Here is a 26,230-nt window from a genome sequence, read left to right on the forward strand (position 1 = left end):
ATGAGTATGATTGCCGCCCTTCGTTTGCAAATTTTCCTGTTGGCCATTGTGCCGCTGCTTTGCTGGCTGGCTGTCCCTGCCGTAGCCGCTCCTCCGGTGCAGATTACATTTTTGCCTGAGGCGACCGTGCAGGGGGAAACATTGCATTTGCGTGATGTGGCTCGGATCACCCCGGAATGGAGGGCGGAAGAATGGGGGGAGATCGCCTTGTTTCAGGTGCCGGACTACGGCAGCGTCCGCACCTACCGTGCGCAAACCCTGAAAGCCTATATCCAGCAGCAGGCCCCCCAGGAAGCGGAAGTGGCGTGGAAGGGTGCTGAACACGTTCGTGTCCGTCGCGACGGGGTTATTATTGCCCAAGAGGATATGGTGCAGGTGGTCAATGATTTTCTCCGGGAGCGTCTGGACCGGCCAGAGATCACCTCGGTTAGTTTCGAGCCCGGCAGGCTTCCGCAAGCGTTCACCGTAGCTGACGCGAAATGGGAGTGTGAGGTTGTTCCCTCATCGTCTCAGGTCTTGTCCGCCAGGCGTTTTACTCTTTTGTTCCGCCGGCACGGGCGTTTGGTGCACAAGGTCTCTGTCTCTGGGCGTGTCCGGGCCGAAGCCGAGATCGTCACAGCCCGGCGCAATCTGGACCGAGAAAGTATTGTGCAGGCCAGTGATCTGCGCCGGGAAAGCAGGCAATTGTCCCGCCTGGACGATCCGGTATACGAAGCCTCCGTTGCCGTGGGCCAGCGTGTGGTACGCTCTGTGCGGGCCGGGGAGGTTCTGGATCGTTCGGTCCTGGCCGCCCCTATTCTCGTTCAGCGGGGCAAGCCAGTGACTTTGGAAGCTGTCAGAGGGGCCCTGGTGATCACCGCCAGTGGCGTGGCCCAGGAAGACGGCGGATTGCAAGAAACTATACGGGTGGAAAATAGACGCACTGGAAAAGAAATTTTCGGTACCGTTGTGTCGGCAGACACTGTAAGGGTTCGATTTTGATGTATAAATATATTATAGTCTTTTGTGTGTTCGCTTTGGCATGTGGGTGCGCACCCAAGCACGAGCCGCAATGGGGGCCGGAGGCCAATGCACCCCAAAAAGTCGTGCCCCAAAAGCCGCAACGTGCCAGTCAGGGTTCATTGTGGAATACAGGTGAGGCCAACCTCTTTTCGGACAATAAGGCGCAAGCTCCCGGCGATATCGTTACCGTGTCTATCTCTGAACAGGCGCAGGCCAGCAAAGACGCCACCACTGATACTGGACGCACATCGAGTGTCGATGCTGGTATTAACAACTTGTTTGGGATCCCCAATTCGCAAGCTCTGTTGAGCAATCCCAATGTGGATTTGAAAAATTTGGTCGGTGCCAATTTCAACAATTCTTTTGTCGGAAGCGGCGAAACTAGCCGGAATGCGAATTTATCGGCCACGATCGCCACCCAGGTTATTGAACAATTGCCGAACGGCAATTTGCGAATCTTCGGTCGTAAGCGGGTCATGGTCAATAACGAAGAAGAATTTATCGGTTTGTCCGGAATTGTTCGCCCCGAGGATATCAGTGCTCAGAATGTGGTCGATTCAAGTTATGTGCTGGACGCTGAGATCACTTATACTGGTCGAGGCGCTATCAGCGACAAACAAAAGCCCGGCTGGCTGATGCGGCTGATTGACAATGTCTGGCCGTTTTAGTTGCCCTCAGGATCCGTGAACCTGGAAAGGATACTTCCCATGCTCTCCTGGAGCCGCTTCATAGGTGCGATACTTGTGCTCTGTCTGGCGATGGTCTGGACTTTGCCGGCAACAGCTGCGCGTATCAAGGATATCGCCGATCTCAAAGGAGTGCGCACGAACCAGATCCTTGGCTACGGTCTGGTGGTGGGCCTCAACGACACCGGTGACAGTTCCGGTACAGGGTTTACCAAAGAAACCCTGGCCAACATGCTTGAAAGGCTGAATATTTCGTCCAACCGCGAGGATATTAATGTAGGCAACGTGGCCGCGGTTATGGTCACTGCGGAATTGCCGCCTTTTGTCAAAACTGGAAGTCCTGTGGATGTGTTGGTGTCTTCCATCGGCGACGCCGAGAGCTTGTCAGGCGGCACCTTGCTCCAAACCCCGCTCAGCGGGCCGGATGGCAAGGTCTACGCTGTGGCCCAGGGCCCGCTGTCTGTAGGCGGTATTTCCGTTAGTGGCCAAGCTGGCCAGGTCCAGAAAAATCACCCTACAGTTGGCCGGGTTCCTGATGGTGCCACGGTGGAGCGGGAAGTGCCGTATAGTTTTCCGCAAAAAGGTCCTTTGACCTATCACATCCAAGAGTCGGATTTCACGACCATCTCGCGGATTACAAGCGTGATCAATGAGGAATACGGGCAGAAAACGGCTCACGCCATGGATAGTGCCAGTTTCCGAGTGCGAATTCCCGATGCTTTTGCTGAGAACCGGGTAAAGTTTATCGCCGACCTGGAGCGGCTGACGGTCCAGCCGGACAGCAAGGCGCGTGTGGTGGTCAATGAACGCACCGGCACAATCGTCATGGGGCAAGACGTGCGCTTGGACAAGGTGGCGGTAGCCCATGGCAACTTGAAGCTCATGGTTCGAGAAATGCCGCAGGTCTCGCAGCCGCAACCCTTTTCCCAGGGAGAGACCACCACGGTGCCGCGCACGGAAGTGCAGGTTGAGGAAGAAGAGGCTCGCTTGATGGTTATGAACAAGGGCGTCAATATCGGTGATGTGGCCGCCGCCCTGAACGCCATTGGTGCCACGCCCCGGGATTTGATCGCTATTTTCCAAGCCATCAAGGCAGCTGGGGCATTGCACGCGGAATTAGTGCTGCTGTAGCCAGTCAGGCATACGACGCCGGTGGTGCTCCGGCCGAAGGAGGAATAAATGGGACTTGGCATAGACCCGCGAATTGGGATCAGTCAGCTACGGCAGGCCGATACAAACAGTGCCGAACAACTCAAACAGACCTGCCAGAAGTTTGAAGCCTTTTTCCTTCAGTCCATGTTCAAGTCCATGCGTGCAGCGGTTCCCGAGGGAGGGCTCATCGAGCGCAGCAATGGGCAGCAATGGTTTGAAGAAGCCTTTGACGTGGAAGTGGCTCAATCCGTGTCCACCGGCCGCGGCGTTGGGTTGGCCGAGGCGCTTTATGGGGAAATGGCCGGAGGCCCTGATTCTTCTGGCGACGCCGGGAGCGGTTTTTTGGGGAGTTATTGAGGAATACACAAATTGAGGAGTCGAAGGGTTGAGGTATTGAGGGATTGAAGAATTTAGGAATTCAAGAATTAAAGACATGAAAAATTATTGAATTTGATAAACTTAAAGGGTGAATTGATGCTGCTCGATATGTTTTCACATTCCTTGATTTTTATATAGATTCCGTCTAATGAACACGAGATGCTGTTTATTGTCTTCTGGCTTCCCTCTCCCGTCCACCATCTTTCTTTCTTGGACCGCCAGGCGCCGTCATCAATTTTCAATTAATGTATCTTGTTTCTCACCTCTGCAATTTCCTAATCCTTCGATGCCGAAATTGGTTCCTCACACAAATCTGTGCATAATTTGGGGTTCAGGTAGCCCGCCCATGCAATGGTACAGATTCCGGATGTAGTTCTTGGCCGACCTGAACCCGTATGCTCTGTGACTAATGACTTTAGCCTTATTGTTGAGGCCTTCCACCGAGCCATTGCTGATGGGCATATCGAAATAACTGAGAATATTTTCTTCTTTGCGGCGCAGCATCCAAGCAAAATTTCGCATTGGCTTCAGCCTGGAATGCGTCGCCCACCAGAACCACTTGTCGAGGAAATCTTTGGCTGAAGTCCTGCACTCATACGACCAGAACTGGCGAAATGATTCCTTGAGTAAATACGCCCTGTTGATTTTGAGATTGAGTTTTTCCAGTGCATTCAACCGAGATGCCTGCTTGTCAGTCAGGTTCCACGGGTTCTTGAGCCAGATATATCGGGTGTCTTTAACCAGATCCTTGTGCTTTTGGCCCTTCTCCCGGATCTCGTCTCTACGGACCTGGTCAACGGCTTCATTGAGATGCCGGACAATGTGGAATTTGTCGAAGACCATCGTCGCTTTCGGGGCCTTGTCTTGAATGACCTGGGTATACGGCTCCCACATGTCGCAACAGACCCCTTCAAGCTTATCGATCTTGCTAGGGCCAAGCGAGGTGAAGAAGTTGGTAATTGTTGCCTTTGTCCGTTTTTCCCCGCTCCATACGAGTCTGGAGGTATTCAGGTCGTAGACATTGGTTAGGTATACTTGGCCCTTTTCTCGGGAGATTTCGTCAATCCCAATGTGCGTCAGATTCGAGAGATCTTGATGGGCCAGACCATACTCGACAATCTGGTCAACAGCAGCGGCCACGGTACCCCAGGAGCAACCAAAAAGCTGTGCTACATGTTTCCAGGGCAGTAACCGGGCCCACGAAGCCAGGAAGTGGGCAAAAGCCGTTGTGAACCGATGTTTGCCTGTGCTCCAGGGGAAATACTCCACCTTGACGCCACAATGTCCGCACCGAACTCTGCGGGGGCTGTACCGGAGCCATACAGGGATCCCCCAAAGAGGGACATGGCGAAAATAGCGACTTGTAAGGGTATCCCGATACTTGGCAGCGCTACCGCAGCGGCTGCAAAAGAGCAGATGACGCCGGTCTGGGGCTATATCTACGGTGATCCCGCTCGTATCACCCTGAACCCGACCGACACGAAATCCTTGAATATCCAGCGTCAATTTGGTTAACTGGGACACGAGCATGAGTTCCTCCTGGGTGATAGGTTTGTGTGGTAACTACCTAACTACCCGAGAGGGCTCATGCTTTTCAAGTTTTTGGCCTCAAGTCAGGCACAGATTTGTGTGAGGAACCCCGAAATTCTTTAATTTCGCAATTTTTTAATGCCATAAGCCAGGGTGATGAATATTCGATTTTGATCCCGATTTTGATCCCGATTTTGATTTGTACAAGTTTTCCTTACGGAAGCTACCTCATCCTTCCTGCCAGCTATCGTCCTCGGCCTTCCGTCCTCCGTTTCCCGCCTCGGACCGCAGACGCCGCACCAGCTTCACCAATTGATGTATTTTGTTTCTTCTTTCTTCACTCCCTCCATCCCTGGATCCCGAAATTCCGCAATTTTTCAACACCCCAATTCCCTGTCCCCCGCATTTCTGTATCCCTGAAGCTAAACCCCTAGCCTCGGCAGCCGATACAATATATAAGCCATATCAGTACTGAGGCTTGTCACGGAAGACAACCGCGCCTGACGAGGCGCCGAGAACGCGTTCCAGGAGTAGACCATGACCATCAAAATCGATGGCGACCCGCGCATAACCCAACTTCAGGGGCCTCGAAAGGCCAACCGGATTCAGGAAGTGCCCAAGCCGGAAAAAAGCCAGCCCAGTGACAGTGTCCAACTTTCTGCCGATGTGCAGCAGGCGTCGGAAACGGAGCGCGCCGCGCGTGTCCAAGAGCTTAAGGCGCAAGTAGAAAACGGTACCTACCAGCCGGATATGAACAAGGTGGCGGCCAGTTTGCTGACACACATCGCTAAGGGAGAATAGCACTATGTCGTCGCCGGATTCCCGTCTGTCGCGGCTCCAGCGCGTCATCGACGTGACCCGTGAAGAGCGCGAGGCAGCCAAATCTCTGGACTGGCAAGCCTTGGAGGCCGCCACCCAGATTAAAACCGATTTGCTGGCCACGCTGGAAGATGAAACAGTTCCGCTGACGGATGCAGAGCGTGACGCGGCTGAGATGGTGCGCCTGGAGACCCAGCGCAATGCCTATTTTTTGTCCTTTACTCTGCAATGGGTGCAGGACAGTCTGGATCTCATCCAGGGCAGTCCGGAGCCGCCGGCGTATGGGTATGGCGGGGATGTCATTGAAAGCCGCAGTAGTGGCAGTCTTGTTAACGGGAAGGTGTGAGCATGGCTGGGATCTTAAGTGCGCTCCATTTGGGCCAGACGGGCATGGCAGCCAGTCAAAAGGCGTTGGAGGTCGTTGGTAACAATGTCTCCAACGTGAGCACGGAAGGATACTCGCGACAAACGATCGAATCTTCTGCTTTGCCCACGCTGCAACGCGGCGGTTTGTCGTTTGGTCAAGGGGTGGAGGTATCCAGTATCGAGCGCGAATCGAATATGTTTATTCTGGAGCGCTTGCGTGCGGCTGCTGATCAATTGGGGAATGCCGAGGCCAAAGCCTCCCCACTCACCGACCTTGAGCGGATATTGAGTATTGATGAGGGGGGGCTTTCGGATAGTATTGATGATTTTTTTGGAGCCTGGCAAGACCTTTCCCTGAACCCCGGAGGGGAAACAGAACGGGAAATCGTGTTGCGCAGTGCCGAGGTGCTGCAGACCGAATTCAATCAAAAAATGACCTCTCTTGATAAACTCCGTCAATCCATAGATAGCGAACTCAATACGCAAATAGCGGGCATCAATGCGAAGTTGGGACAGGTAGCAAAGTTGAACGCGACCGTACAGCAAGGTTTGGCCGTGGGCAAAAATCCTAATACAGCCCTGGACCAGCGCGATGTGTTGCTCCAAGAACTCGCCCAACGCCTTGGGGCGACAGCGGTGGAAGGGGATAACGGCGCTGTTTCCGTGCAGTTGGCCGGAGGGCAGACATTGGTGCAGGACACCTCGGCCTTTACGCTGCAAGCCGCAAACAGCGGCGGCGTGGTCCAGGATTTTTCCCTTGAGATTGGCAGCACAACGATCGACTTGTCCCGGGAAGATTTCGGCGGCGGCTTTGGTGGGCTGCTCAATGTGCGTGATGAGGTGGTGACGGGCGTTCAGGATGAGATGGTCAATTTGCGCAGCAGTCTGATCCAGGCCGTAAACGGCCAGCATACGCAAGGAACAGATTTAGATGGAGATACGGGGAATAATTTTTTTGAGCCGGTCACGCATTTTAAGAGTGCGTCTTTTGGGACTAAAACCGCTCCTGCAAACACAACAGGGTCTGATTCGGATGTGAAGGTTGAGTTTAGTGATGGCACGGACAAATCAATAACCATACCAGACGGTACGACCTTCGAGGGTGTTGCTGAAGCTATCAATGACGCCAATGTTGGAGTCAAGGCGACGGTAGCAGGAACGAGCGGTGATTATGAACTGCGAATCGCCTCAACGGACCCGGATACGACGATAACCACGATCACGAATCCATCTAGTAATTTACAATCGCCTCTGCTTTCTTGGACGCAAGATGGGGGCGGTGGTGACAGTGGCCTACAGCTTGCCATTGAGAACACTGGTGACATAGCCGCTGGCGAAAGCGATGCGCCCGGTGACAACCGCAATGCCCAAAAGATGGCCGGTCTGAAAAATGAAAAGATGGTAAACGGCCGCTATACGGCTATTGATTTCTACGGAAAGGTGGCCGCGGACGTGGGTGTTGCGGGGCAACAGAATGATTTCAACCGCTCCAGCTTCCAAAATACTGTTGACCAGCTCGAGGCCCGGCGTCAGGAAATCTCCGGGGTTTCGATCAACGAGTCCATGATTAAGCTCCAGCGGTACCAGAAAGCGTTTCAGGCCTCTGCCCAATATTTGACCACCGCTGATGAAATGATGCAAACCCTGCTCAATATCAAGAGGTAGCCATGCGCGTGACCCTAGCCAGTTCCTTTCAGTTCATGCAAACTGAAATCGGGCGGATCAACGAAAAGACGGCAGATCTGCAAAAGCAGGCAGCCACGGGCAAGAAAATCAATGAGGTTTCGGATGATCCCACCGCAGTCCGCCCAATTCTCAATTATCGGACCCAGATTGAAAGCAGTGACCGTTATACAAGAAATATGGATGCGGCCAAAACCGGATTGAAGAACTACGATTACCAATTGGGAAGGGCCTTTGATTTGCTGGTGCAGGCCAAAGAGCAAACTGTGGCCGCAGGGAACGGGGCATTGCGTGATGAAGATATGGCCACTATGGGCAAGATTGTGGAGGGGCTAAGGGAGGAACTGCTCGGCGTTGCCAATTCCCAGAGTGACGGGCGGTACATTTTTGCCGGGTATGAAGAAGACACCAAGCCGTTTGCGGATGATGGAACGTTTAACGGCGATGACAATACACGCACACTTGAGATCGCTCCCGGGGAAGAAGTCGACATTTCCGTTTCAGGAAAAGAGGTGTTCGCTTCTACAACTCCAGACAATATTTTCGAAACGTTGCAGAATATTTCGACTGCAATGAAGGATCCTGCGATAGAGATAGATTCAAATGATGTTGAATCTCTCCAGGAAGTTATGGATACCGTGAGTTCGACGCGGGCAGATGTGGGGACCAGAATCAACCGCCTCGAGTCCGCGGTGTCCTATCGGGAGAAAGCCGTATTGGATATGAAGGAATTTTTATCCGACTACGAAGACGCGGACATCGTTGAGGTTTCCTCACAATTGATGCAGCAAGAGACCTCTTTGAAGGCCGCCTTGGCCGTGACCACGAAAATCGGGCAATTGTCGTTGCTTGACTATATGTAGGAATGTGGCGCATTCTTCCCTGGCCAGAATCGAGACAGAGCCATGGAAGCCAGGGAGGGCCTATGCTGGTTATTACGCGCAAGCCCGGTGAGGGATTTTTGATAGGTGATGATATCACCGTGCGCATACTGGAGGACAATGACGGGCGGATTCGGGTCGGAATAGAGGCGCCGAAGGAAAAAAAAATATACCGCGAAGAAGTCTACGAGCGAATCCGTCAGGAAAACAAACACGCGAGTCAGTGGCAGGCCGATGACTGGCGGAGTTTAGCCCAGCAGCTCGTGAAACCACCGAAAAAGGCGTCCAGCAGTGGAACAGATTGAGACCAGGTTTGGGTGGGTTGAGTACACCCCCGAAGAAATCGTTCATTTCCCTGAGGGCCTCGTGGGATTTGAACAGTTACGGCGTTTTGTAGTTATGCCCCGTGAAGAGGATGAGCCCTTGGTATGCTTGCAAAGTGTGGATGAGGGCGCATTTGCTTTTCTTCTTGCGGACGTCGGGCACTTTTTCCCGTCGTACACGGTGCGTGTTGCTCAAGCTGAGCGGCAGGTCCTCGGAGTGGGTGCTGATGCGTCCGTTGTTGTTTTGGCTATGATCACTGTGCACGGGGATGACTCAATCACTGTCAATTTGGCAGCCCCAGTGTTATACGCCCCGGACACCAAGTGCGCTTTCCAGAAGGTCTTAGAGACAACAGAGTTTTCCACCCGTACGCCACTTCCAGTGCACAAAGAAGGAGAAGAGCCAGAAACGGTTTCCTCGACTGGCGCGTAATCTTGTTCCCTTTTGTGAACGGCAATTTCCGGCGGGACCATAGTGGTTCGCCGGTTTTTTTGTTTGGTGGCAGAGGGCGGGCAAGAAAAAGAGCCGGTGGTCCGGCATTCTACCCGGTTTGCTTTTGTCAGGCTTGACCGCCCCGCATGGTAGCGATGTTCGTTTACCCCAAGTGGGCTGGAACGTGAAGTTTACTCCCGATTTCGTTTATAAACCGATTCTCGAATCTCCCTTCTTTCTTCATGCGTAATACGCACCAATTCAAACTCTCTCCTCTATCCCCCGGCCCGCCTGAAACGCGGCCAGTTTGCCTGGATCGAGGACGCCGACGCTGACCTGCAGCGTTTGTCCGTCAGCCGCGCTACGCCGCAGCCAATTGGCGAGTTCCTTGCGCAAATCTTCCTCGGCAACACCGTATTCGGTTCCGGCTTGGCCGACAGGATTGTCGATCACGCCGGAATTGATGAATGTCCAGGCCTGACCCTGTTTGCCGATCACGCCGGTATGACCCCGATTCGGGGTCGAGAAGGACAGGACCATGCCCGGCTCCAAGTTACCGCTGAGTTCGGCGAACAAGGCGTCGGCTTTGGCCTGCGGGTCTTCGGGCGGATGGAAGGCGGCTTGATACACATGCCGGCCCGAGGCGCTGATGAGGCCCTCGCCGGTCAGATAGGCGTTGCTCGGGCGCCCTTCCTGTTCGGCCTTGGCCATTAAGGCCTGCTGCAAACCTTCCCGGCCGCCGTAGTCCACGCCGAGGTCCTTGAGCCCCTGCACAACCAGTTCATAGCAGTCCATTTGGTTGTAGGAGTTGCCGCAATACGCGGCCACGGCTTGGTTGAGTTCGGGCAGAGTCTGGCTCGAGCCGGCGTGCTGTGTGGCTTGCGCCGTATAGGGCTCGCTGAAATCAAAAGCCGCGGCCAGAAAGCGCTCGGCGCCAGCAGCACGGAACAGGGAGGCGGCTGAAGCCGGTTTGCTCTGCTCTGGCTGCGTGGAAGCGGGCGTCGCGGCTTGGGGCGGGGCCTGGTCGGGTGCGCCGGCTAGGGCAGGTGGGGAGGCAGAAGGGTGTTCCTCGGGTAGCGAGCTTGGGGCCGCAACGGCAGTTGCGTGGCTGGGGACCTCTTGGCCCCAGACGATCTCCTGGGTCGCTGTATCGAGATAGATCGTCTCGCCGGTAGTGATGTGTCGGAAGTCCTTGGTCTGGTTGGCTTGGCTGTGGACGATGTCCCAGACCTGCTCCCGGGTGGCGGGGTTTTGGACCAAGAGATGGGAGACTGTCGGCGCGGCCCGGTTTAGGCGACCGAGGGCAACCAGATTTTCATTGGTCACCTCTGCCTTGCCTGGCTGAACCGCCGATGTCGGCTGGGCCTCGTCCAGGAGGCGTTGGAAGCGGTCCGTTGACGATGAGGCCGAAGCCTTGGATGCCGGAGCCTGGGGTTGGGCTGGTTGTGTCTGCGCGGAAATGTACAGACCGTCCATACGGGAGTCCTTGCAGTAAAGTTTCGGTGTTCGGATGTCCTGGTTTTGTATCGGTTGGAAGGGGGAATTCTTTATCGGTCGGGGCAGGGGGGCGGTAAATGGTGGACGGTCGGCGGCAAGGCAAGAGAGCCCGAGGTTGAGCTGGGGGTATTGGGTTTTGTATAGGCCCGGTGGAAGGTCGGCTTCAGCTTTGCCGGAGCCGACCTACGTGTTGGTAAGCTCCGATGGCAGGTGGTTTTTGTGGTGGACTCGGGCTGGGTGTATCAAGAATCCGGCGCTGGTCTTGGCGAGCAGCATATTGGGAATATCTCAGCACAGTAGGGACGATCGCGTAGGTCGGCTGAGAGCGGAGCGACAGCCGAGGCAAGCGTGGGAGCCATACCCAGTTGGGTTTAGGGTCGTCATTACGATCTTTCTCATCAAGGTGAGAAATACAAAAACCTGGGCTCAAATTTCAACACAACGTGCGAGTTCTTCCGAGGGCGCCTGTCAAATTATTGTCTTCCCTGCGGCGTTCCGATCCTTCCGCGAAGGTCACATATGAAAAAAAGAATTTTTGCGATAGGCTTGTCGGCAGTGGGCTGGAGACAGCGGAGCATTTCGCGAAATCCTGAGGGCGTTTTGCAGCGCCTCGTGACAGACAAACCATAGGCTCTCCCGGGAGCACGGCGAAAAGCCATTGACCGAGCTCGGATTTGCACCCGGGGAAAAGTATAGTACCACGATTTCGTGATATAGAAGCTGCTACACTGGGCCCGTTTGTAAAACTGGAAAAGCACGCTCACTGCCAGTTCTTCGTCCCGCTAATACAGCCCCTTTGTGCTTGGCGAAAGTGGCTTGTTTTGCATATGGTCAGGGAGGTGGCCAGCGCCCGATGGAGGGCGAAGCGGCTGGCTTTGAGGCCTGTGGTGCCTTTGGGCGAAGCGCCGAAAAGCCTGGACGACCCGGTTTTTGTTGACGGCATTTTGACACGGTCGAAGGCAACGATAAGCGGGGGCATGGAAGAAAAGCAACGGAGCAGGCCGTTGAAAATGTCCCAATGGCAGCAAAGATGTAAGACGCTCCACCCCTTTCGTACGAATACGTACGCTGCAACCTTGAACTTTGTGTCGCCGTCCCTTGGGATTTTTGAACGACCTGCGTTATAAAGTCTTTTTCAACAATCAGTTAGGCGTGGAGGCTGAGTCCGGCTGAAGGAAGGTGAGCAGGAGGGATCGCCATGGATGTATAGCTCTCGGCGGCTTGCAGGAGGAGTTCCAGGTCGGAAGCCTCGAGTCTGTCCGGCCTTTGGGAGTTGGCTTCTGTGGCACGCTGGGGCCCGGCAGAGGGGGCGAGTTCACTCAGTGGCGCCACATCCGATCCTGCCGAAACACCAGCGGCGACACGCCCTGTTCTCTCATTTGCTACAGAAGTAGAATCCGGGGCTTCGCTGTGTTCTTCTTGCCGCAACTCCGCTCGAGCCTCGCTTTCCATGGCCCGGGCCTTGGATGCGACAATAGCGTCCTGCGCCGAGGGCTCGGCCGGGGCGGTGGCAGAACGCTGTATGGCCTGGGCCTTTTCAATAGTCGCTTCAGGGTTTCCTGGCACTGGCGAGACGTCTATGGAAACTTCACCGCCCACGGCGTACATCTTGCCGTCCGGACCAATGCGGTAGGAGTAGCTGGCTCCACCACTGACATACGGCCCACCGGCAGCGATATGGGCCTGCTCATGAGTTTTAACTTCCCGGTCCCTGGCTTGGAGTTGATCCAAAATCTGACGCTCAGCCCGACTCATTTGCGCGCTGGCGGTTGTCGGGGGGTCGCCCTGACTGGTTTCCTGGGCCTGCTTGGAGAGGTGGACTTTGTCTCCGTGCGGAGAGGGAGGAGAGGCCGACTGCGGTGATAGATTCGGCCGGAATGTCGGAGTTGCCGAAGGTCTACGCGAGGCGTCCTGGGAGGTACTGCCAGAAGGCGGCGCCACTGGGAACTCGTTTGGCGTCGAACGCATTGAGCCGCTGCTCATTTGAGTTGCGGCATTCGTATTGGCGCTCATGCGCAAAAAAGCATTGAGGGAGGAAATACCCTGCATGGCTCACCATGTCGCTTGCAATGTATGTCGATTGTTTTTTTCGTAGGCAGTTTCGGGGGTGCTGTCAATGTCCGGGTGCCCATAGGTGACGGAGGATGCGATACTAGCAACCCTCTGTCCTGCGGTGTCGGTGAGGATGACACACGAAGGGCCGGAAAACCGGTAGCGCCCCGAAACGACAACTAGCCTGACACATGGGGATGGTCCGGAGTTGCTGTTTCGTTGCAACAGTATGTTATTGACTCAGCTCAAGAGGTTTTATTGAGGGAGGGCCTGAAAGCTCGGAAGCCGAATGAAAAAACGTCTGCCTAGTGGAGAAAGGGTTATGAGTCTTTCAGAAGAGAGGGGTGGCTTGATATTTGCTTAGCATGCTGATTAGGCAGCATGCTGCGTCGAGAAAAACCATGCTCATTTTGCTATGTTCACGAAATAGTTACTGAAAAATATTAAATTTGGAGTTGTTGTCAGGTTGAGCAGGGTAAAGATTGAGCGGGCAATGTCGAAATAAGAGGTAGAAAAAAGGGTTTTTGGTGAGCCACAGCATTAGATTGGTTCCGGTACGAGGTGGCTTTGCCAAAAGACTTGGTGTGGGCAAAAAAATTGCCTCGGCTCTACTAGTTACTAACCTTAGGAAAATCGATAGATGTTTAACGGCAAATCCATCCTCATCACTGGCGGCACAGGCTCGTTTGGAAAGCAATATATCAAGACTATTCTTGATCGCTATAAGCCCCGCAGAATTGTTGTCTATTCCCGTGACGAGCTTAAGCAATTCGATATGCAGCAAGAGTTTAATGATCCATGCATGCGCTATTTTATCGGCGATGTGCGGGATAAAGAGCGCTTATCTATGGCCATGCGCGGCATAGACTATGTCATCCACGCCGCTGCGCTCAAGCAAGTTCCAGCTGCGGAATATAACCCCACCGAGTGCATCCGCACCAACATCCAGGGCGCGGAAAATGTTATCCACGCCGCCCTGGAAAACGACGTGGAGAAGGTTATTGCCCTGTCTACGGACAAGGCCGCCAACCCAATCAATCTCTACGGTGCGACCAAGCTTTGCTCAGACAAGCTTTTTGTGGCCGGCAACAATCTTGCCGGCGGGCGCGACACCCGCTTTGCCGTGGTCCGTTACGGCAATGTTGTCGGATCGCGGGGTTCGGTAGTGCCGTTTTTCCAAAAGCTTATCTACAACGGCACCGATCACCTGCCGATCACCCACAAGGACATGACCCGGTTCTGGATTACCCTCCAAGAGGGCGTGGATTTCGTGCTGACCAATTTCCAGCGCATGCAGGGAGGGGAAATCTTCGTACCCAAGATCCCCTCGGTGCGGATCGTGGACCTGGCCTCGGCCATGGCCCCGAATCTGCCCCACAAATTTGTGGGCATCCGGCCCGGTGAAAAGCTCCACGAGGTCATGTGCCCCAGCGACGATTCCCACCTGACTTTCGAGTTCAACAACCACTATGTCATTTCCCCGTCCATCAAATTTTTTGGTCAGAGCAATGGGTACACGATAAATGCTCTGGAGGAAAAGGGACAGCCTGTCGCCCAGGGTTTTGAATATAACTCTGGCAATAATTCTTATTTTCTTGATAGCGAAGCCATCAAACAATACAATCACTTGGCGCAAGCATGATCCCTTACGGACGTCAGGAAATTACAGAAGCGGACATTGAAGCTGTTGTCGAGGTTTTGCGTTCGGATTTGATCACCCAAGGCTCTAAGGTTCCTGAGTTCGAGCGCGCTGTGACGCAACAGGTGAGTGCAAAACACGCCGTGGCCACCAATAGCGCCACTTCCGCGCTGCATCTGGCCTGCCGTACACTTGGGGTCGGCCCGGGCGATCGGGTCTGGACTTCGCCTATCACCTTTGTAGCCTCGGCTAATTGCGCTTTATATTGTGGCGCCCAGGTCGATTTTGTGGATATCGACCCCAATACCTATAATATGAGCGTCCAGGCCTTGGAAGCCAAGCTGGATGCGGCAGAACGTACCGGGACCCTGCCCAAGGTGGTGATCCCGGTGCATATGTGCGGGCAATCCTGCGAGATGCAGGAGATTGGAGAATTGGCTTGGCGGTACGGCTTTTTTGTGCTCGAAGACGCTTCTCACGCCATAGGCGGATATTATCAGCAGAAGCCTGTCGGAAATTGCCACTACAGTGATATTACGGTCTTCAGTTTCCATCCGGTAAAAATCATCACCACCGCAGAGGGCGGCATGGCGGTTACCAATAACCCGGGCCTAGCCCAACAGATGGAATTACTCCGCAGTCATGGCATTACTCGAGACCCAAACCTTTTTGCTGACGTCCAATATTCGACTTCGAAAACCGTACCCCGGATTCCGGACCACGGACCTTGGTACTACCAGCAAATCGATTTGGGGTACAACTACCGCATGACCGACATCCAGGCCGCTTTGGGCCTCAAGCAACTGGAGCGCCTGAAAACCTACGTAACCAAGCGCCGGAAATTGGCTTACCGCTATGACGAGCTGCTGGCCGATCTGCCCTTTCATACGCCCTGGCAGAATCCCGATACCGAATCTGCTTGGCATATCTATATAATCCGCTTCAATCTTGAGGAGATTGAACCGAACCGTAGAAAAGTTTTCGACTTTTTGCGCCAACAGGGCATTGGCGTAAACGTGCATTATATCCCGGTCCATACCCAGCCTTATTACCGCAAAATAGGTTTTGACTGGGGAATGTTTCCTTCGGCTGAGAAATATTACTGGGAGGCAATAACCTTACCTTTGTTTCCGACAATGACCAAGGAAACACAAAATCAAGTCGTGAATGCTTTAAAAAAAATTGCTCACAAAATAGATAGAATGGCACATAAATAAACAATTTCTAAGTTTTTTGTCTTGAAATATCTTAAAATAATACTTTATTTTATTTGTTGAAATATAAATAAATTTTACGATTTATATATAAAACTATTTGCAAATTTATGATTGTGTTTAGAGCATCTTGTAGTCCATTTATGGGAACTGGACATCTCCAGCGGTGTTTAATTTTGGCTCGAATTTTTCGAGATCAAGAAAGAACAGTATGTATAGTTACAGATGACAATGATTTGTCACGGAAGATATGTAATTCGTTTTCTCTAACAACGGATTATGTATTGTCAGATACGCTGCTGCCAAATAATTTTCTTGAAAATATTAATACATTAATTTTAGACACTCCGCAATCTGTTCAACCATTTTTGTATAACAACTGTAATATAAGAAAATTATCAGAATTGAACGAAGCAGGGATAAATATCGTTACCTTGGGTCATATTTCTCAAAATGCCTATTTTATAAGAACAGTTATAGACCTCTACCCCCATCAGGCAATCTATGCAGCCAATTATCTTGAGGGCCCGGATTTTCTCATCCTGAGACCCGAGTTTAGCGAAGACCCAGGTCATGCTCAGAATGCAAATGAAGTTTTAGTCTGCATGGGGGGCAGCGATCCCCATGATTTAACAGCAATGGCTCTTGACTCTTTACATCAAGCCAGCTTTAAGGGGAAAGTTCGAGCCATATTGGGACCTGGATATTCTGAGATTAATGAAAAAAATCTACGCCAAAAATCTTCTCAATATGCTTTCTCTGTCCAACTAGAACGCGACGTAAAAGACATGCGGTCCAGAATGAGGCAGGCTGCGTTTGGTTTTTCCGCCTTTGGAACCACTGCGTATGAAATGATGAGTCAGCGTCTGCCAGCCATGGTCTTTACCCACTATACATGGCAGTCCCCTTCAGCTCAACTCTTTGAAAAACTGGGATGCTGTATTTACCTTGGTTGTGCGGAATATGAAATAAATCCGGTTTCTCTTACAAATAAAGTTGCTCATTTTCTATCAGATAATGAGGCTGCAGCAAAAATGTCTGATAAAGGAAGATCTATAGTGGATGGATGTGGGGCAAAGCGAATCGCAAATATACTGGAACAGCTGGAAGAAGAAAAGGGCAATCAGCAGCTGGACATTGTCTACGTCCTAGCCCATCCCGGAGATGAGCTTTTCGGGGGCGGGGGCACACTTTTAAAGCAAATAAAGGCTGGCAAGAGAGTCGGTTTGATTATCCTGGGCGAAGGGGTAAGCAGTAGAAAAAGGGAAGAAGATGGCCAAGATTTTATTATTACCGCCAGGAAAGAAATTCGTTCATCTCTGCAAACAGTTGTTGACAAGATTAATCTAACAACTTGGTATTATTATCGATTTGAAGACAATCGTTTCGACAGGCATGATCTCTTGGATTTGGTAAAGGTTATAGAAACAATCTTCAAAAGGCATCGACCAAAAACGATCTATACCCACCACCCAGGCGATTTAAATATTGATCACCGTCGCACTTTTGAAGCTGTTATTACAGCTTCCAGACCGTCCGCAAATCAATCTATAAATAACATTTACAGCATTGAAATGCCTTCGTCCACGGATTGGGGCACCCCCCTTCAAAAAGAGCCGTTTGTGCCCAATGTTTTTGTGGATATCAGTGATGTTTTGGAAGAAAAGATGGATTTGCTTACTCACTATTCTACGGAGATTTGCGAAGATCCTCATCCCAGATCTTTTGCAGGGATTCGAGACAGGGCCAGGCAGTGGGGAAGAACGATTGGCAGGCAGGCTGCTGAAGCCTTTGTGCTGCAGCGAGGCATAAATGAATAGTTGTTCGTCTCAAAACAAAATAACAGAATTTGATATCCGCGGCTGGGTCAAAACAAAGCTGGAAAAACTTCCAGAATGGACGTGGGTAACAAGCTTTTTGTTAGAAATGTGCTCTATAGATACTTCCCTCAAAGAGGATGTCTCAGCCGTTCGACAAAATGAGGAGCGTACTTTTCAGTGCATTATAAGTTCATTCAAGCCCTATGTATCTCATTCTCACGGTATAGAGAAACCCGCAATAGAGTCAGCTGTCTTTTCTGATTCCTATTATACATGGCCTCGTTATTCCGGGACAGAATATAAAAATTTTGATTATGTCTACAACAATCGTTATAATTTATTAATTTCTCAAAAAAGCAACTTGCAAAAAAAACATCGCTGGATGCTGCACGCTCATATTGATACCGTCCCGCCACATATACCGCCACAAATAGACGGTTCCAAGGTCTTCGGGCGCGGAGCAGTAGACGATAAAGCCGGTATTGCCGCCATTGGCCTGGTTTTGCGCTGGTTACATGAATTAAGGGAATTGGGATTCAAAGAACTCCCGCCTATAGACGCGGCATTCACCATTGACGAGGAAGCAGGGGGCAACGGTTCTTTGGCCCTGGCCACAAGTCTTGCTGAAACACCGGATACAATACTTGTCCTGGAGCCAACGCGGCTTCTGCCGCATCCTGCAAATCGTGGTGCGCTTTGGTTTCAGATCTCCATAGATCCTGAATCCCGAGTCGGGGACCAAGCCCTGGTGCTTGTTGCCGCGGAAATAATAATGGAAATCCAATGGCTTGGAAAAGAACTTCGCCATGAAGGTGTTCACCCACTTTTCTGCCCTGAACATGTGCAGACCTGCCTCGGAATTTGGGGAGACTGGGGTGATTTTCCAGCCTCGGCCTGCAGTTTTTTTGAATTTTTGTTTGCTCCAGACAATCACCTCAACTTGAACAAACAGGACATTACGTCTAAATTAAATGAAATATTGTATAATGAGGCCCAAAAAAATGGCTTAAAAATCCACAAGGGCGTCGTCCGGGTCCAACCTGAAAACCAGAGTCATAGCGGATGGTACAGGGTGCAGGTTCAAGCGGATAGCGGCCATATGGGGTCAATGACCAGGGACACCGATGCTCTCACCAAATCCGCCTTTTTGATCTCCGCAATCAAACAAAAACAGTACGGCGATATATCCTGGATTGGCCACTCTCCTTTGACAATTGAAGGCGGGCAGGGATTCACTCCCAGGCACAGTATGCAGGAAATCCAGAACAGATTGAAAAAGGCCGTCTTCAAGGCCGCAAAACGGGCCTGCAATGCGTTGGGTTATTCCGAGGAGGATATTCAAGTGCAGGTCGGATTTGATAAAATCCATAACGAAGCCTTTTGCAGCGACCTAGAAGCTCTTGGCACGCACTCAATGCTTAAATCTGCCGATTTTTTGCTAGGCCTAGAAAAACCTCTTCAATCTCAGGGCTGGCAAGCGAGCTGCGATGCCCGCATTTACGCCAGACAATGTCCGGATGTGCTGACCTTCGGCCCCGGAGCTTTGGAACATGCCCACAGCCCGGACGAGTTCGTTCAGGTCGAAGATATTTTCAAGGCCGCAGGCCTCATATTGCTGGCCATGCTCCAAGAGGGATCGTGCTGATGGCCAGGCCACAATTAAAGCTGGGGCTTGTCGGCCTGGGAACCTGGGCCGGAAAGGGCCACCTCCCAGTATATCTGGGATCGCGCCTCAAGCCTTTTGTTCAGGTCAGCGCTCTTTGCAGCCGAAGTCTGGACAAAGCCAGACAATGGTGTGCTGAATATGGAATACAAAATGCTTATGCGGATTATTCGGAAATGTTGCGCAAGGAACGTCTGGACGTCGTGGCCGTGTGTACTCCTGATTCGCTGCATACCGATTATGTCCTGATGGCTCTGGATGCAGGCGCTCATGTCATAGTGGAAAAGCCCCTGGCAACAAGTACCGATAAGTGTTCAAGAATCTGGGAAAAGGCCCAAAAAACCGGCAGAAAAGTCATAACCCTCTATCATAAACGCGCCGATCCATTGTGGATCGAGGCTAGGCAAATTGCCCGGCCCGGTGCCTACGGCCCTTTGCAGATGGGCTGGGCGGAAATTTCCAATCCTGTAACCGTGCCGACAGGTTCGTATTTTACCTCCGATATGACGGCCTTGACCGATGCCAATTGGTTTCTGGGGACTCATTTTTACGATTTGCTCAGGTATATTACCGGCCTGAACCCATCTTCAGTATATGCCCGCAAGTATTATGGAAAGCTACGCGATTTGGGATACAACGTACCAGACGCAATAAAAGCGGATATGATTTTTGAAAACAACGCTTCACTATCCTTTTTGCTGGCTTGGAATCTTCCCCAAAATGTACCTGCTCTGACCAAGCAACGCATGACTCTGCATTTCCAGGAGGGTGAACTGGAACTGGACGGTATGCGCCGAGGCATGTCCAATTTTGGTCCGCAAGGGTATTTTTATGCCAATCCCTATTTCTTGCAGGAAACCCCTGCCGGCCTTTCCGGATATGGAGCGTCTTTTCTGGAGGACAGCCTGATTTACCTATATGACCCTGAACATTCGCCCAAGGCTGCACTGCCTTCTCTGGAAGACGCGTGGTGGGCGACTGCCATGGCTGAAGCAGTCCAAGAAAGCGCACGATCTGAAGCCACCGCTACTATATCCAGGCCGCCAAGTTCAATAAGGCCCTAAGAGATGCTTATGTCAGTACAATTCATCGCCGAAGTCTCCAGCAACCATCATCAAAACCTGGATCGCTGTTTTCAATTTATTGATGAAGCGGCCCGTATTGGGTGTTCAGGGGTCAAATTTCAGCTTTTCAAGGTGGACGAACTCTTTGCACCAGAGGTATTTAAAGCAAAGCCCGATGTAGCCAAACGCAGACAATGGGAGCTACCTGTAGCCTTTTTGCCTGAATTGGCCACACGCTGTCATGATAACAAAATCTCTTTTTCCTGCACTCCTTTTTACCTGCAGGCCGTACAAGAGCTGTCTCCCTATGTGGATTTCTACAAAATAGCCTCGTATGAATTATTGTGGGATGATTTGCTCAAGGCCTGCGCTCAAACGGGCAAACCGCTTGTCCTCTCTACTGGCATGGCCACCATGCAGGAAATCGAACACGCCGTGAATGTCATTCTGGATTCTACACCTCAGACTGCGGAACCAGGACAGCGGACCCCGGACCACGGACTTCGGACTACAGACCTCCCCCCCTTGACCCTGCTTCACTGCGTATCCGGCTATCCTGCACCTCCGAACCAATGCAACCTGGCTGCCATTGAAACCATAAGAAACGCCTATGCGCAGCTCTCTGAACCCTGTCCTCGAACCCCGGACCACGGACCGCGGACACCGGACATCGGTGCACCGGCCTCGATCCAGGTCGGCTGGTCAGACCACAGTGTTTCGCCGGGCGTCATACACCGAGCCGTACACCGATGGGGAGCGAAGATGATCGAATTTCATTTGGATCTGGAAGGCGAAGGGGAGGAATACAGCGCTGGGCATTGCTGGCTGCCTGATGAGATAAAGCCTGTGATTGATACAGTGCAAAAAGGTTTTCAAGCTGATGGCAATGGCCGAAAAGAACCAATGGCAAGTGAAGCAGATGATCGAAACTGGCGGGCAGATCCGGAAGATGGATTGAGGCCCCTGAAGAAATTCAGAAATGATATAGAGATAGATTTATGACCCATAAAAATCAATTCAAAATGCCCAGAGTTGCTTTTCTCGGGACATTTCATCCTGCGGTACCCACCTTTAAAGCCTTAGCTACCAAAGGTTGGATATGTATAGCTGTTTTACCCAAAGAAGCAGGTTATAAAAATGACGAGTTGTTAGAGGCTATTCATGAATCTGAAGTGCCTTGGACCTACGAGATTTCCGATATTAATGAATATCGTCCAAATACCATATTGGCAGCCAATTACCCTAAAATTATATCCAAAAAGTATCTTCAAAGATATCTGTGTATAAATACACATTGGAGCTTGTTGCCACGGTGGAGGGGGGTTCATCCTACAGCCTGGGCCATTATCAATGGTGATGAACATGTCGGATTAACAGTGCATTTTATGGAAGAAGAATTTGATACTGGCGACGTGCTCGCCCAAAGAAAAATAAAAATATCAAAAGACAAATCTATTAATGACTTGCATCAAGAACTTGCCGAGGTACAAGCATCCTGTGTTTTAGATGTTTTTAACGATTATTTGAAAACAGGACAGTGGAAAACACATTCTCAAGATGAGGCCAAAGCCACCTACGTGCCGCAAAGGAAACCAGAAGACGGACTGATAAATTGGGAATGGCCTACATCCCGGATAGAAGGTCTGGTAGCAGCTTTGCCATTACCAAAATATCCCGGTGCCTTCACCTATTTTGGAAACCAGAAGATTGTCATTTCCAAAGCTTCTGCAGCAGAATGTCCTGTTTACTACTGTACTCCAGGGCAAGTTGTGCGCATCACAAAATCTGGACATGCTTGGATAAAAACAGGCGATATATGTCTTGTTGTTCAAGAAGTCCTAATTGAAGGAGAAAGAAATACAAAAAATGCTGCTGAGGTCTTACGACTTGGACAAAAACTTGGCTTTAACCCCCAAGAAGAAATCGTTAATTTAAAACAAGAGATTCAAGATCTTCAAGATCAGGTAGCTAAATTAAAGCAAGAGCTAAAATAAATATATGAGTTCTGTAATCGCCATCATCCAGGCCCGTATGGGCTCTTCAAGACTGCCCGGCAAAATGATGCTTCCCCTGGCAGGCAAGCCAATTATTGACTATGTCTTGATGCGGTTATCCACTGCCTTGCGCCCCCAGGGCATGCTTGATTCCCTGGTCCTGGCTACATCTACTGAAAAAAACAATGACCCCTTGGTAGATCATGTAGCTGTCCACTGGCCGCAGGTTAAAATCATCAGGGGAGCAGAAGATGACGTCTTGTCCAGGTTCAAGACTGCCATTGATGAAACCGGTGCAGATATCATTGTCCGCGCTACAGGAGATTGCCCGTTTGTCAATATTGACGCCATGCACAATATGCTGACTGAGCTACTCAATTCAGGTGCCGATATAGTCAATTACCAGCCCGGCTATGAATATGTGGACAAAGGGCTGGAGGTGGTGAGAGCCGATGCCTTGCTGCGAGCTTTAAATGATCCTGAACCGACGTCCATGGATAGAGAGCATGTCACCAGCCTCCTTTATAAGCATCCTGACCGATATAAGGTCCAATACGTTCAAAGCGCCCCTGAACTGCGCCGCGGGGATATCAGGCTGACCATTGATACGCCCGCTGATCTTGAGTTTTTTGAAACGCTCTTTCAAGAGCTACAGGAAGAAAATATCGCCACAATATCCCCGCAAGATATTGTGGAGGTGCTGAATAGAAAACCGGAGCTTAAAAGCATAAACGCCTCAAGTGGCCGCAAAAGCACAAGACACGAGCGTGCTCGGCTGGGATTTCGATGTGACGGTGGAACGGAAATAGGTCTTGGGCATGTTGTGGGCTCCATCCGCCTGGCTAGGTTGCTGAGCAAAGAGCTTGGTCTCGGGGTGGAATTCGTGGTTCGCGAAAACCAGGCAACCCAAAATCTCATCCACGAGGCAGGCTTCGCCATGGAAGTACTGCCCAAACAAATATCACCCGAAGATGATATCGGCCGATTGGTTGAAAAGAAGCTTGAATCAGACTTGTCAGGCGTGGTCATCAATTTCTGCAAAGAGGATCTGGAAAGATATACCACTTATTTTCAAGCCATAAAAGAAAGCGGCCTAAAGCTTATATTCATGGACAATCCCCTGCCCCCCTCATGGGAGATGGGGGATCTTTTGATCAACGCTCTGCCCCATCCGGAATATAATGGATACGATCCCAATAGACACCCGGCCTGTCTTGATGGTTTGGAATATTTTATTCCAGGATTTGAAGGCTCACCACCTGAGCGAGTGATAAGATCTAGTGTCCAAAGGGTCCTGATTGCCATGGGTGGTGCGGACAAGCCCAATCTCACGGAAATGGTTGTCAAAGCCTTGGCTGAGACGAACTTTAAAGGCTATGTCGATGTGGTTCTAGGCTCTGCATGCTTCCATTTCGAATCTGTTCAGAAAAGTCTGAAAGCGTCAGGACTAAACGGCGATGTCAGTCAGAATGTTTCAGATTTGTATAGGAGAATGTGCCTTGCTGACCTCGCTTTTTCCGGTCTCGGACTGACAACCTATGAAATGGCCTATACCGGCTTGCCGGTCTGTATTATTTCCAGCTCAGAATTAAACGCAAAAGCAGCGGAACAGTATGTCCAAAACTATAGGGCCGCTGAGCATATTGGTTTTTACAGAAATGTTGACCAGAACCTCATCTCGTCCCGGTTTTCCAAGCTTATGAATGGCCAGGGAAAAAGGCTTAACCTATCCAGTGTCGAGTATCGCGTAGGCAAAAAGGTTGATCAAGTTGTGTTTTCAGTTAGCTCGGTTCTTAATTTATTCAAACCTGGCAATTCAAAGCAGGAGATGACAAATTGAATGTAAATTGGCCTACTGATGGCATATTCGAAAAAGATGGTCATCGTGGAAAAATTTTTGATGTTAAGGATGGGTTTCACGTGATTGACTGTGAATCATGTGGGTTCAAGCATATCGTCCCAATTCCCACAATCGAGGAACTTGAGGAAGTTTATAAGCACGATTATTATAGTACAGAAAAGCCGTTATATCTTGAAAGGCATCAGGAAGACCTTGATTGGTGGAACACAGTCTACGACCAAAGGTATGATTTTTTTGAAAATGAGCTGCCCAACGAACGGCGAAATATTCTGGATGTCGGCTCAGGCCCTGGTTATTTTTTGCTGCGCGGGAAACAAAGAGGGTGGCATGTTGAAGGCATTGAACCTTCCGGACAGGCAGCCGAACACAGTCGCTCACTGGGATCAAAGATTTATCAAGATTTTCTGGACCAAAAATCCCTCCCAAAATTCAATCAGTACGATGTTATTCACGCAAGCGAAGTCTTAGAGCATATTCCCGATCCTGAAGAAATGTTGAAAAATATGTATCAATTGCTGAAGCCCGGGGGGATAATATGCATAAGTGTCCCAAATGATTATAACCCATTACAATACGCTCTTAGAGTCGAATGTGGATTTGACCCATGGTGGGTAGCTCCACCGCATCATATCAACTATTTTGATTTCGATTCCTTGACTGCATTACTACAAAAGGTAGGTTATAATATTTTAAGAAAGGAAGCTTCGTTTCCAATGGAGCTATTTTTATTAATGGGTGATAATTATATTGGCAATGATTCTTTGGGTCGAGAATGTCATACTCGTAGAAAAAATTATGAACAGACCCTCGTCCAATCAGGTCTATCGCAACTAAAAAGGCAATTGGAACATTTTTACTCTGAATGCAATGTAGGAAGGACTGCAATTATATATGGAGTCTGTCAATAAAAGATTAACAAATAAAGGGTATTGCATATGAGCTATAATATTTTATTATATGGTGGATATACTCTTTGGAGTGCTGGCGATGATGCACCAATGCACTTTCTCACCACACAGCTTAAAAATAAAACTGACAAGGATATTAAATTTACTGTATTTTGCCGACATCCTAATACAGAATTTGATACATATTATAATGTAAAAACAAAACAAAACTTTGAATACAAAACAAAAGAGTTGTCGTCTGGAAGATGGATGAGGGGGTTGAATTCTTCTGATAATAGGAAAGATTTGCTTGATATAGCTACAGAAATCTCAGCATCGGACTTAATCATCCTTGGTGCTGGTAATTTTATAACTGAAGTCTCATTGGATGTATTAAGAGGGCATTTTGCACAGTTTGTAGTACTGACTTTAATTGCAGATATGTGCCATACACCTTGTATGCTTTTTGGATTAAGTGCGAATAAACTGAAAAATCCCTGGACAGCCAAGGCGGCCGGATGGATGCTTCATCGAGCATCATGCGTAACATTTCGTGAAAAAAATGCAGTTGAAAATTTAATAAGTAGCGATGTTTCTCTTCCTCAATACGAATTACTGCCTGATGCTGCCCTTGGCTCTCCTGTTGCAAATATCAATCGAAGTAAAGAAATACTTCGCAATGAACATATTGACTTATCAAACAAAAAGGTCTTAGCCATATCAATTAGAGATTTATCCTGGATGAATGCGGATGAGAAATATCAAAAAAATCTCAAGAATACTATAGATAAATGGCTTTATAGCGATAACCAAAATGTTATTCTATTTATTCCACAATGTACCTATGATGTTGAAAATAGCTTAACAGATGATAGATATGTTGCTCATAAATTGTCAAAACAAGTCAACTTTCCGGATAGATGTTTTCATATTAAAAACAAATATCAAGCACCAGACATTGAATGTCTATACCGTGAAGCTGATATAACACTAGCAACAAGACTTCACGGTTCAGTATTTTCAGCTAAAATGGGGACACCAGTTATAGGTCTTTGCTATGAAGATAAAGTGAAAGGATTTTTTAGACAACTAAATTGTCCTGAATTAGCTTTAAAATGGGATGAAGAATCAGAAATAATATTTAATAAGATTATGGGAGTATTGCAAAACAAACAGCACATAGTCAGTAAAATCAACGACAATGTTTCGATTCTTCAAAAAAAATTAGGCCGGTATGTTGAACTTGCATATAATCTTTTAACATAAGTTTTAACAATTTTAATCGA

23 protein-coding genes are annotated in these 26,230 nt (G+C 50.0%); 20 read left to right on the forward strand and 3 right to left on the reverse strand.

Annotation, left to right across the window (positions count from 1 at the left end; genetic code table 11):
• Window positions 1-6: 6 nt before the first annotated feature.
• Genes flgA through DRET_RS03000 form a run of 4 tightly spaced genes read left to right on the forward strand, consistent with a single transcriptional unit; the run spans window position 7 to window position 3,197 of the window.
• Window positions 7-981 carry a flagellar basal body P-ring formation chaperone FlgA gene (gene flgA, locus DRET_RS12845; RefSeq protein WP_052293261.1) on the forward strand — a complete coding sequence of 325 codons (975 nt, stop codon included), beginning with the start codon at window positions 7-9 and terminating at the stop codon, window positions 979-981.
• Window positions 981-1,670, forward strand: coding sequence for a flagellar basal body L-ring protein FlgH (locus tag DRET_RS02990; RefSeq protein WP_015751051.1), 690 nt, complete (start codon window positions 981-983; stop codon window positions 1,668-1,670). Before flgA ends, DRET_RS02990 begins: the two co-directional genes overlap by 1 nt.
• A gap of 39 nt (window positions 1,671-1,709) precedes the next feature.
• Window positions 1,710-2,819, forward strand: coding sequence for a flagellar basal body P-ring protein FlgI (locus DRET_RS02995; RefSeq protein WP_015751052.1), 1,110 nt, complete (start codon window positions 1,710-1,712; stop codon window positions 2,817-2,819).
• A 48-nt stretch (window positions 2,820-2,867) separates the two neighbouring features.
• On the forward strand, window positions 2,868-3,197 hold the full coding sequence (locus DRET_RS03000; protein WP_015751053.1) for a rod-binding protein: 330 nt from the start codon (window positions 2,868-2,870) through the stop codon (window positions 3,195-3,197).
• Window positions 3,198-3,521: 324 nt separating this feature from the next.
• Here the strand turns inward: DRET_RS03000 and DRET_RS03005 are convergent, their stop codons facing one another.
• Window positions 3,522-4,748 carry an ISL3 family transposase gene (locus DRET_RS03005; RefSeq protein WP_015751054.1) on the reverse strand — a complete coding sequence of 409 codons (1,227 nt, stop codon included), beginning with the start codon at window positions 4,746-4,748 and terminating at the stop codon, window positions 3,522-3,524.
• 537 nt (window positions 4,749-5,285) lie between these two features.
• Between DRET_RS03005 and flgM the strand changes: the two genes are divergently transcribed.
• The 6 genes from flgM to DRET_RS03035 all read left to right on the forward strand — a co-directional run bounded on the left by flgM (window position 5,286) and on the right by DRET_RS03035 (window position 9,253).
• The gene (gene flgM / locus DRET_RS03010) at window positions 5,286-5,549 is read left to right on the forward strand and encodes a flagellar biosynthesis anti-sigma factor FlgM (protein WP_015751055.1); all 264 of its coding nucleotides are present in this window, start codon (window positions 5,286-5,288) and stop codon (window positions 5,547-5,549) included.
• A gap of 4 nt (window positions 5,550-5,553) precedes the next feature.
• Window positions 5,554-5,913: a flagellar protein FlgN gene (locus tag DRET_RS03015; RefSeq protein ID WP_015751056.1), complete on the forward strand. Its 360-nt coding sequence runs from the start codon at window positions 5,554-5,556 to the stop codon at window positions 5,911-5,913.
• Window positions 5,914-5,915: 2 nt separating this feature from the next.
• Window positions 5,916-7,598: a flagellar hook-associated protein FlgK gene (gene flgK / locus DRET_RS03020; protein WP_015751057.1), complete on the forward strand. Its 1,683-nt coding sequence runs from the start codon at window positions 5,916-5,918 to the stop codon at window positions 7,596-7,598.
• 2 nt (window positions 7,599-7,600) lie between these two features.
• Window positions 7,601-8,479 (forward strand): flagellar hook-associated protein FlgL, encoded by an 879-nt coding sequence (gene flgL / locus DRET_RS03025; protein WP_015751058.1) that lies wholly within the window; start codon window positions 7,601-7,603, stop codon window positions 8,477-8,479.
• A gap of 62 nt (window positions 8,480-8,541) precedes the next feature.
• Window positions 8,542-8,802 (forward strand): carbon storage regulator CsrA, encoded by a 261-nt coding sequence (gene csrA / locus DRET_RS03030; protein WP_015751059.1) that lies wholly within the window; start codon window positions 8,542-8,544, stop codon window positions 8,800-8,802.
• Window positions 8,789-9,253, forward strand: coding sequence for a flagellar assembly protein FliW (locus tag DRET_RS03035; protein ID WP_015751060.1), 465 nt, complete (start codon window positions 8,789-8,791; stop codon window positions 9,251-9,253). Before csrA ends, DRET_RS03035 begins: the two co-directional genes overlap by 14 nt.
• 261 nt (window positions 9,254-9,514) lie before the next feature.
• Here DRET_RS03035 and DRET_RS03040 read toward each other — a convergent pair whose 3' ends face one another.
• Together DRET_RS03040 and DRET_RS03050 are read right to left on the reverse strand one after the other, a co-directional pair.
• Window positions 9,515-10,729: a hypothetical protein gene (locus DRET_RS03040; RefSeq protein WP_015751061.1), complete on the reverse strand. Its 1,215-nt coding sequence runs from the start codon at window positions 10,727-10,729 to the stop codon at window positions 9,515-9,517.
• Window positions 10,730-11,896: 1,167 nt separating this feature from the next.
• On the reverse strand, window positions 11,897-12,718 hold the full coding sequence (locus DRET_RS03050) for a putative metalloprotease CJM1_0395 family protein (protein ID WP_015751063.1): 822 nt from the start codon (window positions 12,716-12,718) through the stop codon (window positions 11,897-11,899).
• A gap of 724 nt (window positions 12,719-13,442) precedes the next feature.
• Here DRET_RS03050 and pseB point away from each other — a divergent pair.
• The 10 genes from pseB to DRET_RS13275 all read left to right on the forward strand — a co-directional run bounded on the left by pseB (window position 13,443) and on the right by DRET_RS13275 (window position 26,210).
• On the forward strand, window positions 13,443-14,444 hold the full coding sequence (gene pseB / locus DRET_RS03055; RefSeq protein WP_015751064.1) for a UDP-N-acetylglucosamine 4,6-dehydratase (inverting): 1,002 nt from the start codon (window positions 13,443-13,445) through the stop codon (window positions 14,442-14,444).
• Entirely contained in the window at window positions 14,441-15,658 is a 1,218-nt protein-coding gene (gene pseC, locus DRET_RS03060; RefSeq protein WP_015751065.1) for a UDP-4-amino-4,6-dideoxy-N-acetyl-beta-L-altrosamine transaminase, read from the forward strand. The genes pseB and pseC overlap by 4 nt, the downstream gene beginning before the upstream one ends.
• 281 nt (window positions 15,659-15,939) lie before the next feature.
• Entirely contained in the window at window positions 15,940-17,475 is a 1,536-nt protein-coding gene (locus tag DRET_RS12850; protein ID WP_167317785.1) for a PIG-L family deacetylase, read from the forward strand.
• Window positions 17,468-19,120: a M20/M25/M40 family metallo-hydrolase gene (locus DRET_RS13265; RefSeq protein ID WP_015751067.1), complete on the forward strand. Its 1,653-nt coding sequence runs from the start codon at window positions 17,468-17,470 to the stop codon at window positions 19,118-19,120. The genes DRET_RS12850 and DRET_RS13265 overlap by 8 nt, the downstream gene beginning before the upstream one ends.
• Window positions 19,120-20,202: a Gfo/Idh/MocA family protein gene (locus tag DRET_RS03080; RefSeq protein ID WP_015751068.1), complete on the forward strand. Its 1,083-nt coding sequence runs from the start codon at window positions 19,120-19,122 to the stop codon at window positions 20,200-20,202. Before DRET_RS13265 ends, DRET_RS03080 begins: the two co-directional genes overlap by 1 nt.
• Before the next feature lie 9 nt (window positions 20,203-20,211).
• Window positions 20,212-21,204 carry an N-acetylneuraminate synthase family protein gene (locus DRET_RS03085; protein ID WP_148214005.1) on the forward strand — a complete coding sequence of 331 codons (993 nt, stop codon included), beginning with the start codon at window positions 20,212-20,214 and terminating at the stop codon, window positions 21,202-21,204.
• The gene (locus DRET_RS03090) at window positions 21,201-22,196 is read left to right on the forward strand and encodes a methionyl-tRNA formyltransferase (protein ID WP_015751070.1); all 996 of its coding nucleotides are present in this window, start codon (window positions 21,201-21,203) and stop codon (window positions 22,194-22,196) included. The genes DRET_RS03085 and DRET_RS03090 overlap by 4 nt, the downstream gene beginning before the upstream one ends.
• Before the next feature lie 4 nt (window positions 22,197-22,200).
• Complete coding sequence (locus DRET_RS03095; protein WP_015751071.1) at window positions 22,201-24,036, forward strand: cytidylyltransferase domain-containing protein; 1,836 nt, start codon at window positions 22,201-22,203, stop codon at window positions 24,034-24,036.
• Window positions 24,033-24,965, forward strand: coding sequence for a class I SAM-dependent methyltransferase (locus tag DRET_RS13270; protein ID WP_015751072.1), 933 nt, complete (start codon window positions 24,033-24,035; stop codon window positions 24,963-24,965). Before DRET_RS03095 ends, DRET_RS13270 begins: the two co-directional genes overlap by 4 nt.
• A gap of 27 nt (window positions 24,966-24,992) precedes the next feature.
• A complete protein-coding gene (locus tag DRET_RS13275) occupies window positions 24,993-26,210 on the forward strand; it encodes a polysaccharide pyruvyl transferase family protein (protein WP_015751073.1) in 1,218 nt (405 codons plus the stop codon).
• Window positions 26,211-26,230 lie beyond the last annotated feature (20 nt).

It is taken from the genome of Desulfohalobium retbaense DSM 5692 (assembly GCF_000024325.1).
GTDB lineage: Bacteria > Desulfobacterota > Desulfovibrionia > Desulfovibrionales > Desulfohalobiaceae > Desulfohalobium > Desulfohalobium retbaense.

Bases quoted from the DNA above. Each gene is read 5' to 3' on its own strand.
- flgA (WP_052293261.1), top strand. From the start codon at position 7: ATGATTGCCGCCCTTCGTTTGCAAATTTTCCTGTTGGCCATTGTGCCG.
- DRET_RS02990 (WP_015751051.1), top strand. From the start codon at position 981: ATGTATAAATATATTATAGTCTTTTGTGTGTTCGCTTTGGCATGTGGG.
- DRET_RS02995 (WP_015751052.1), top strand. From the start codon at position 1,710: ATGCTCTCCTGGAGCCGCTTCATAGGTGCGATACTTGTGCTCTGTCTG.
- DRET_RS03000 (WP_015751053.1), top strand. From the start codon at position 2,868: ATGGGACTTGGCATAGACCCGCGAATTGGGATCAGTCAGCTACGGCAG.
- DRET_RS03005 (WP_015751054.1), bottom strand. From the start codon at position 4,748: ATGCTCGTGTCCCAGTTAACCAAATTGACGCTGGATATTCAAGGATTT.
- flgM (WP_015751055.1), top strand. From the start codon at position 5,286: ATGACCATCAAAATCGATGGCGACCCGCGCATAACCCAACTTCAGGGG.
- DRET_RS03015 (WP_015751056.1), top strand. From the start codon at position 5,554: ATGTCGTCGCCGGATTCCCGTCTGTCGCGGCTCCAGCGCGTCATCGAC.
- flgK (WP_015751057.1), top strand. From the start codon at position 5,916: ATGGCTGGGATCTTAAGTGCGCTCCATTTGGGCCAGACGGGCATGGCA.
- flgL (WP_015751058.1), top strand. From the start codon at position 7,601: ATGCGCGTGACCCTAGCCAGTTCCTTTCAGTTCATGCAAACTGAAATC.
- csrA (WP_015751059.1), top strand. From the start codon at position 8,542: ATGCTGGTTATTACGCGCAAGCCCGGTGAGGGATTTTTGATAGGTGAT.
- DRET_RS03040 (WP_015751061.1), bottom strand. From the start codon at position 10,729: ATGGACGGTCTGTACATTTCCGCGCAGACACAACCAGCCCAACCCCAG.
- DRET_RS03050 (WP_015751063.1), bottom strand. From the start codon at position 12,718: ATGCGTTCGACGCCAAACGAGTTCCCAGTGGCGCCGCCTTCTGGCAGT.
- pseB (WP_015751064.1), top strand. From the start codon at position 13,443: ATGTTTAACGGCAAATCCATCCTCATCACTGGCGGCACAGGCTCGTTT.
- pseC (WP_015751065.1), top strand. From the start codon at position 14,441: ATGATCCCTTACGGACGTCAGGAAATTACAGAAGCGGACATTGAAGCT.
- DRET_RS13265 (WP_015751067.1), top strand. From the start codon at position 17,468: ATGAATAGTTGTTCGTCTCAAAACAAAATAACAGAATTTGATATCCGC.
- DRET_RS03080 (WP_015751068.1), top strand. From the start codon at position 19,120: ATGGCCAGGCCACAATTAAAGCTGGGGCTTGTCGGCCTGGGAACCTGG.
- DRET_RS03085 (WP_148214005.1), top strand. From the start codon at position 20,212: ATGTCAGTACAATTCATCGCCGAAGTCTCCAGCAACCATCATCAAAAC.
- DRET_RS03090 (WP_015751070.1), top strand. From the start codon at position 21,201: ATGACCCATAAAAATCAATTCAAAATGCCCAGAGTTGCTTTTCTCGGG.
- DRET_RS03095 (WP_015751071.1), top strand. From the start codon at position 22,201: ATGAGTTCTGTAATCGCCATCATCCAGGCCCGTATGGGCTCTTCAAGA.
- DRET_RS13275 (WP_015751073.1), top strand. From the start codon at position 24,993: ATGAGCTATAATATTTTATTATATGGTGGATATACTCTTTGGAGTGCT.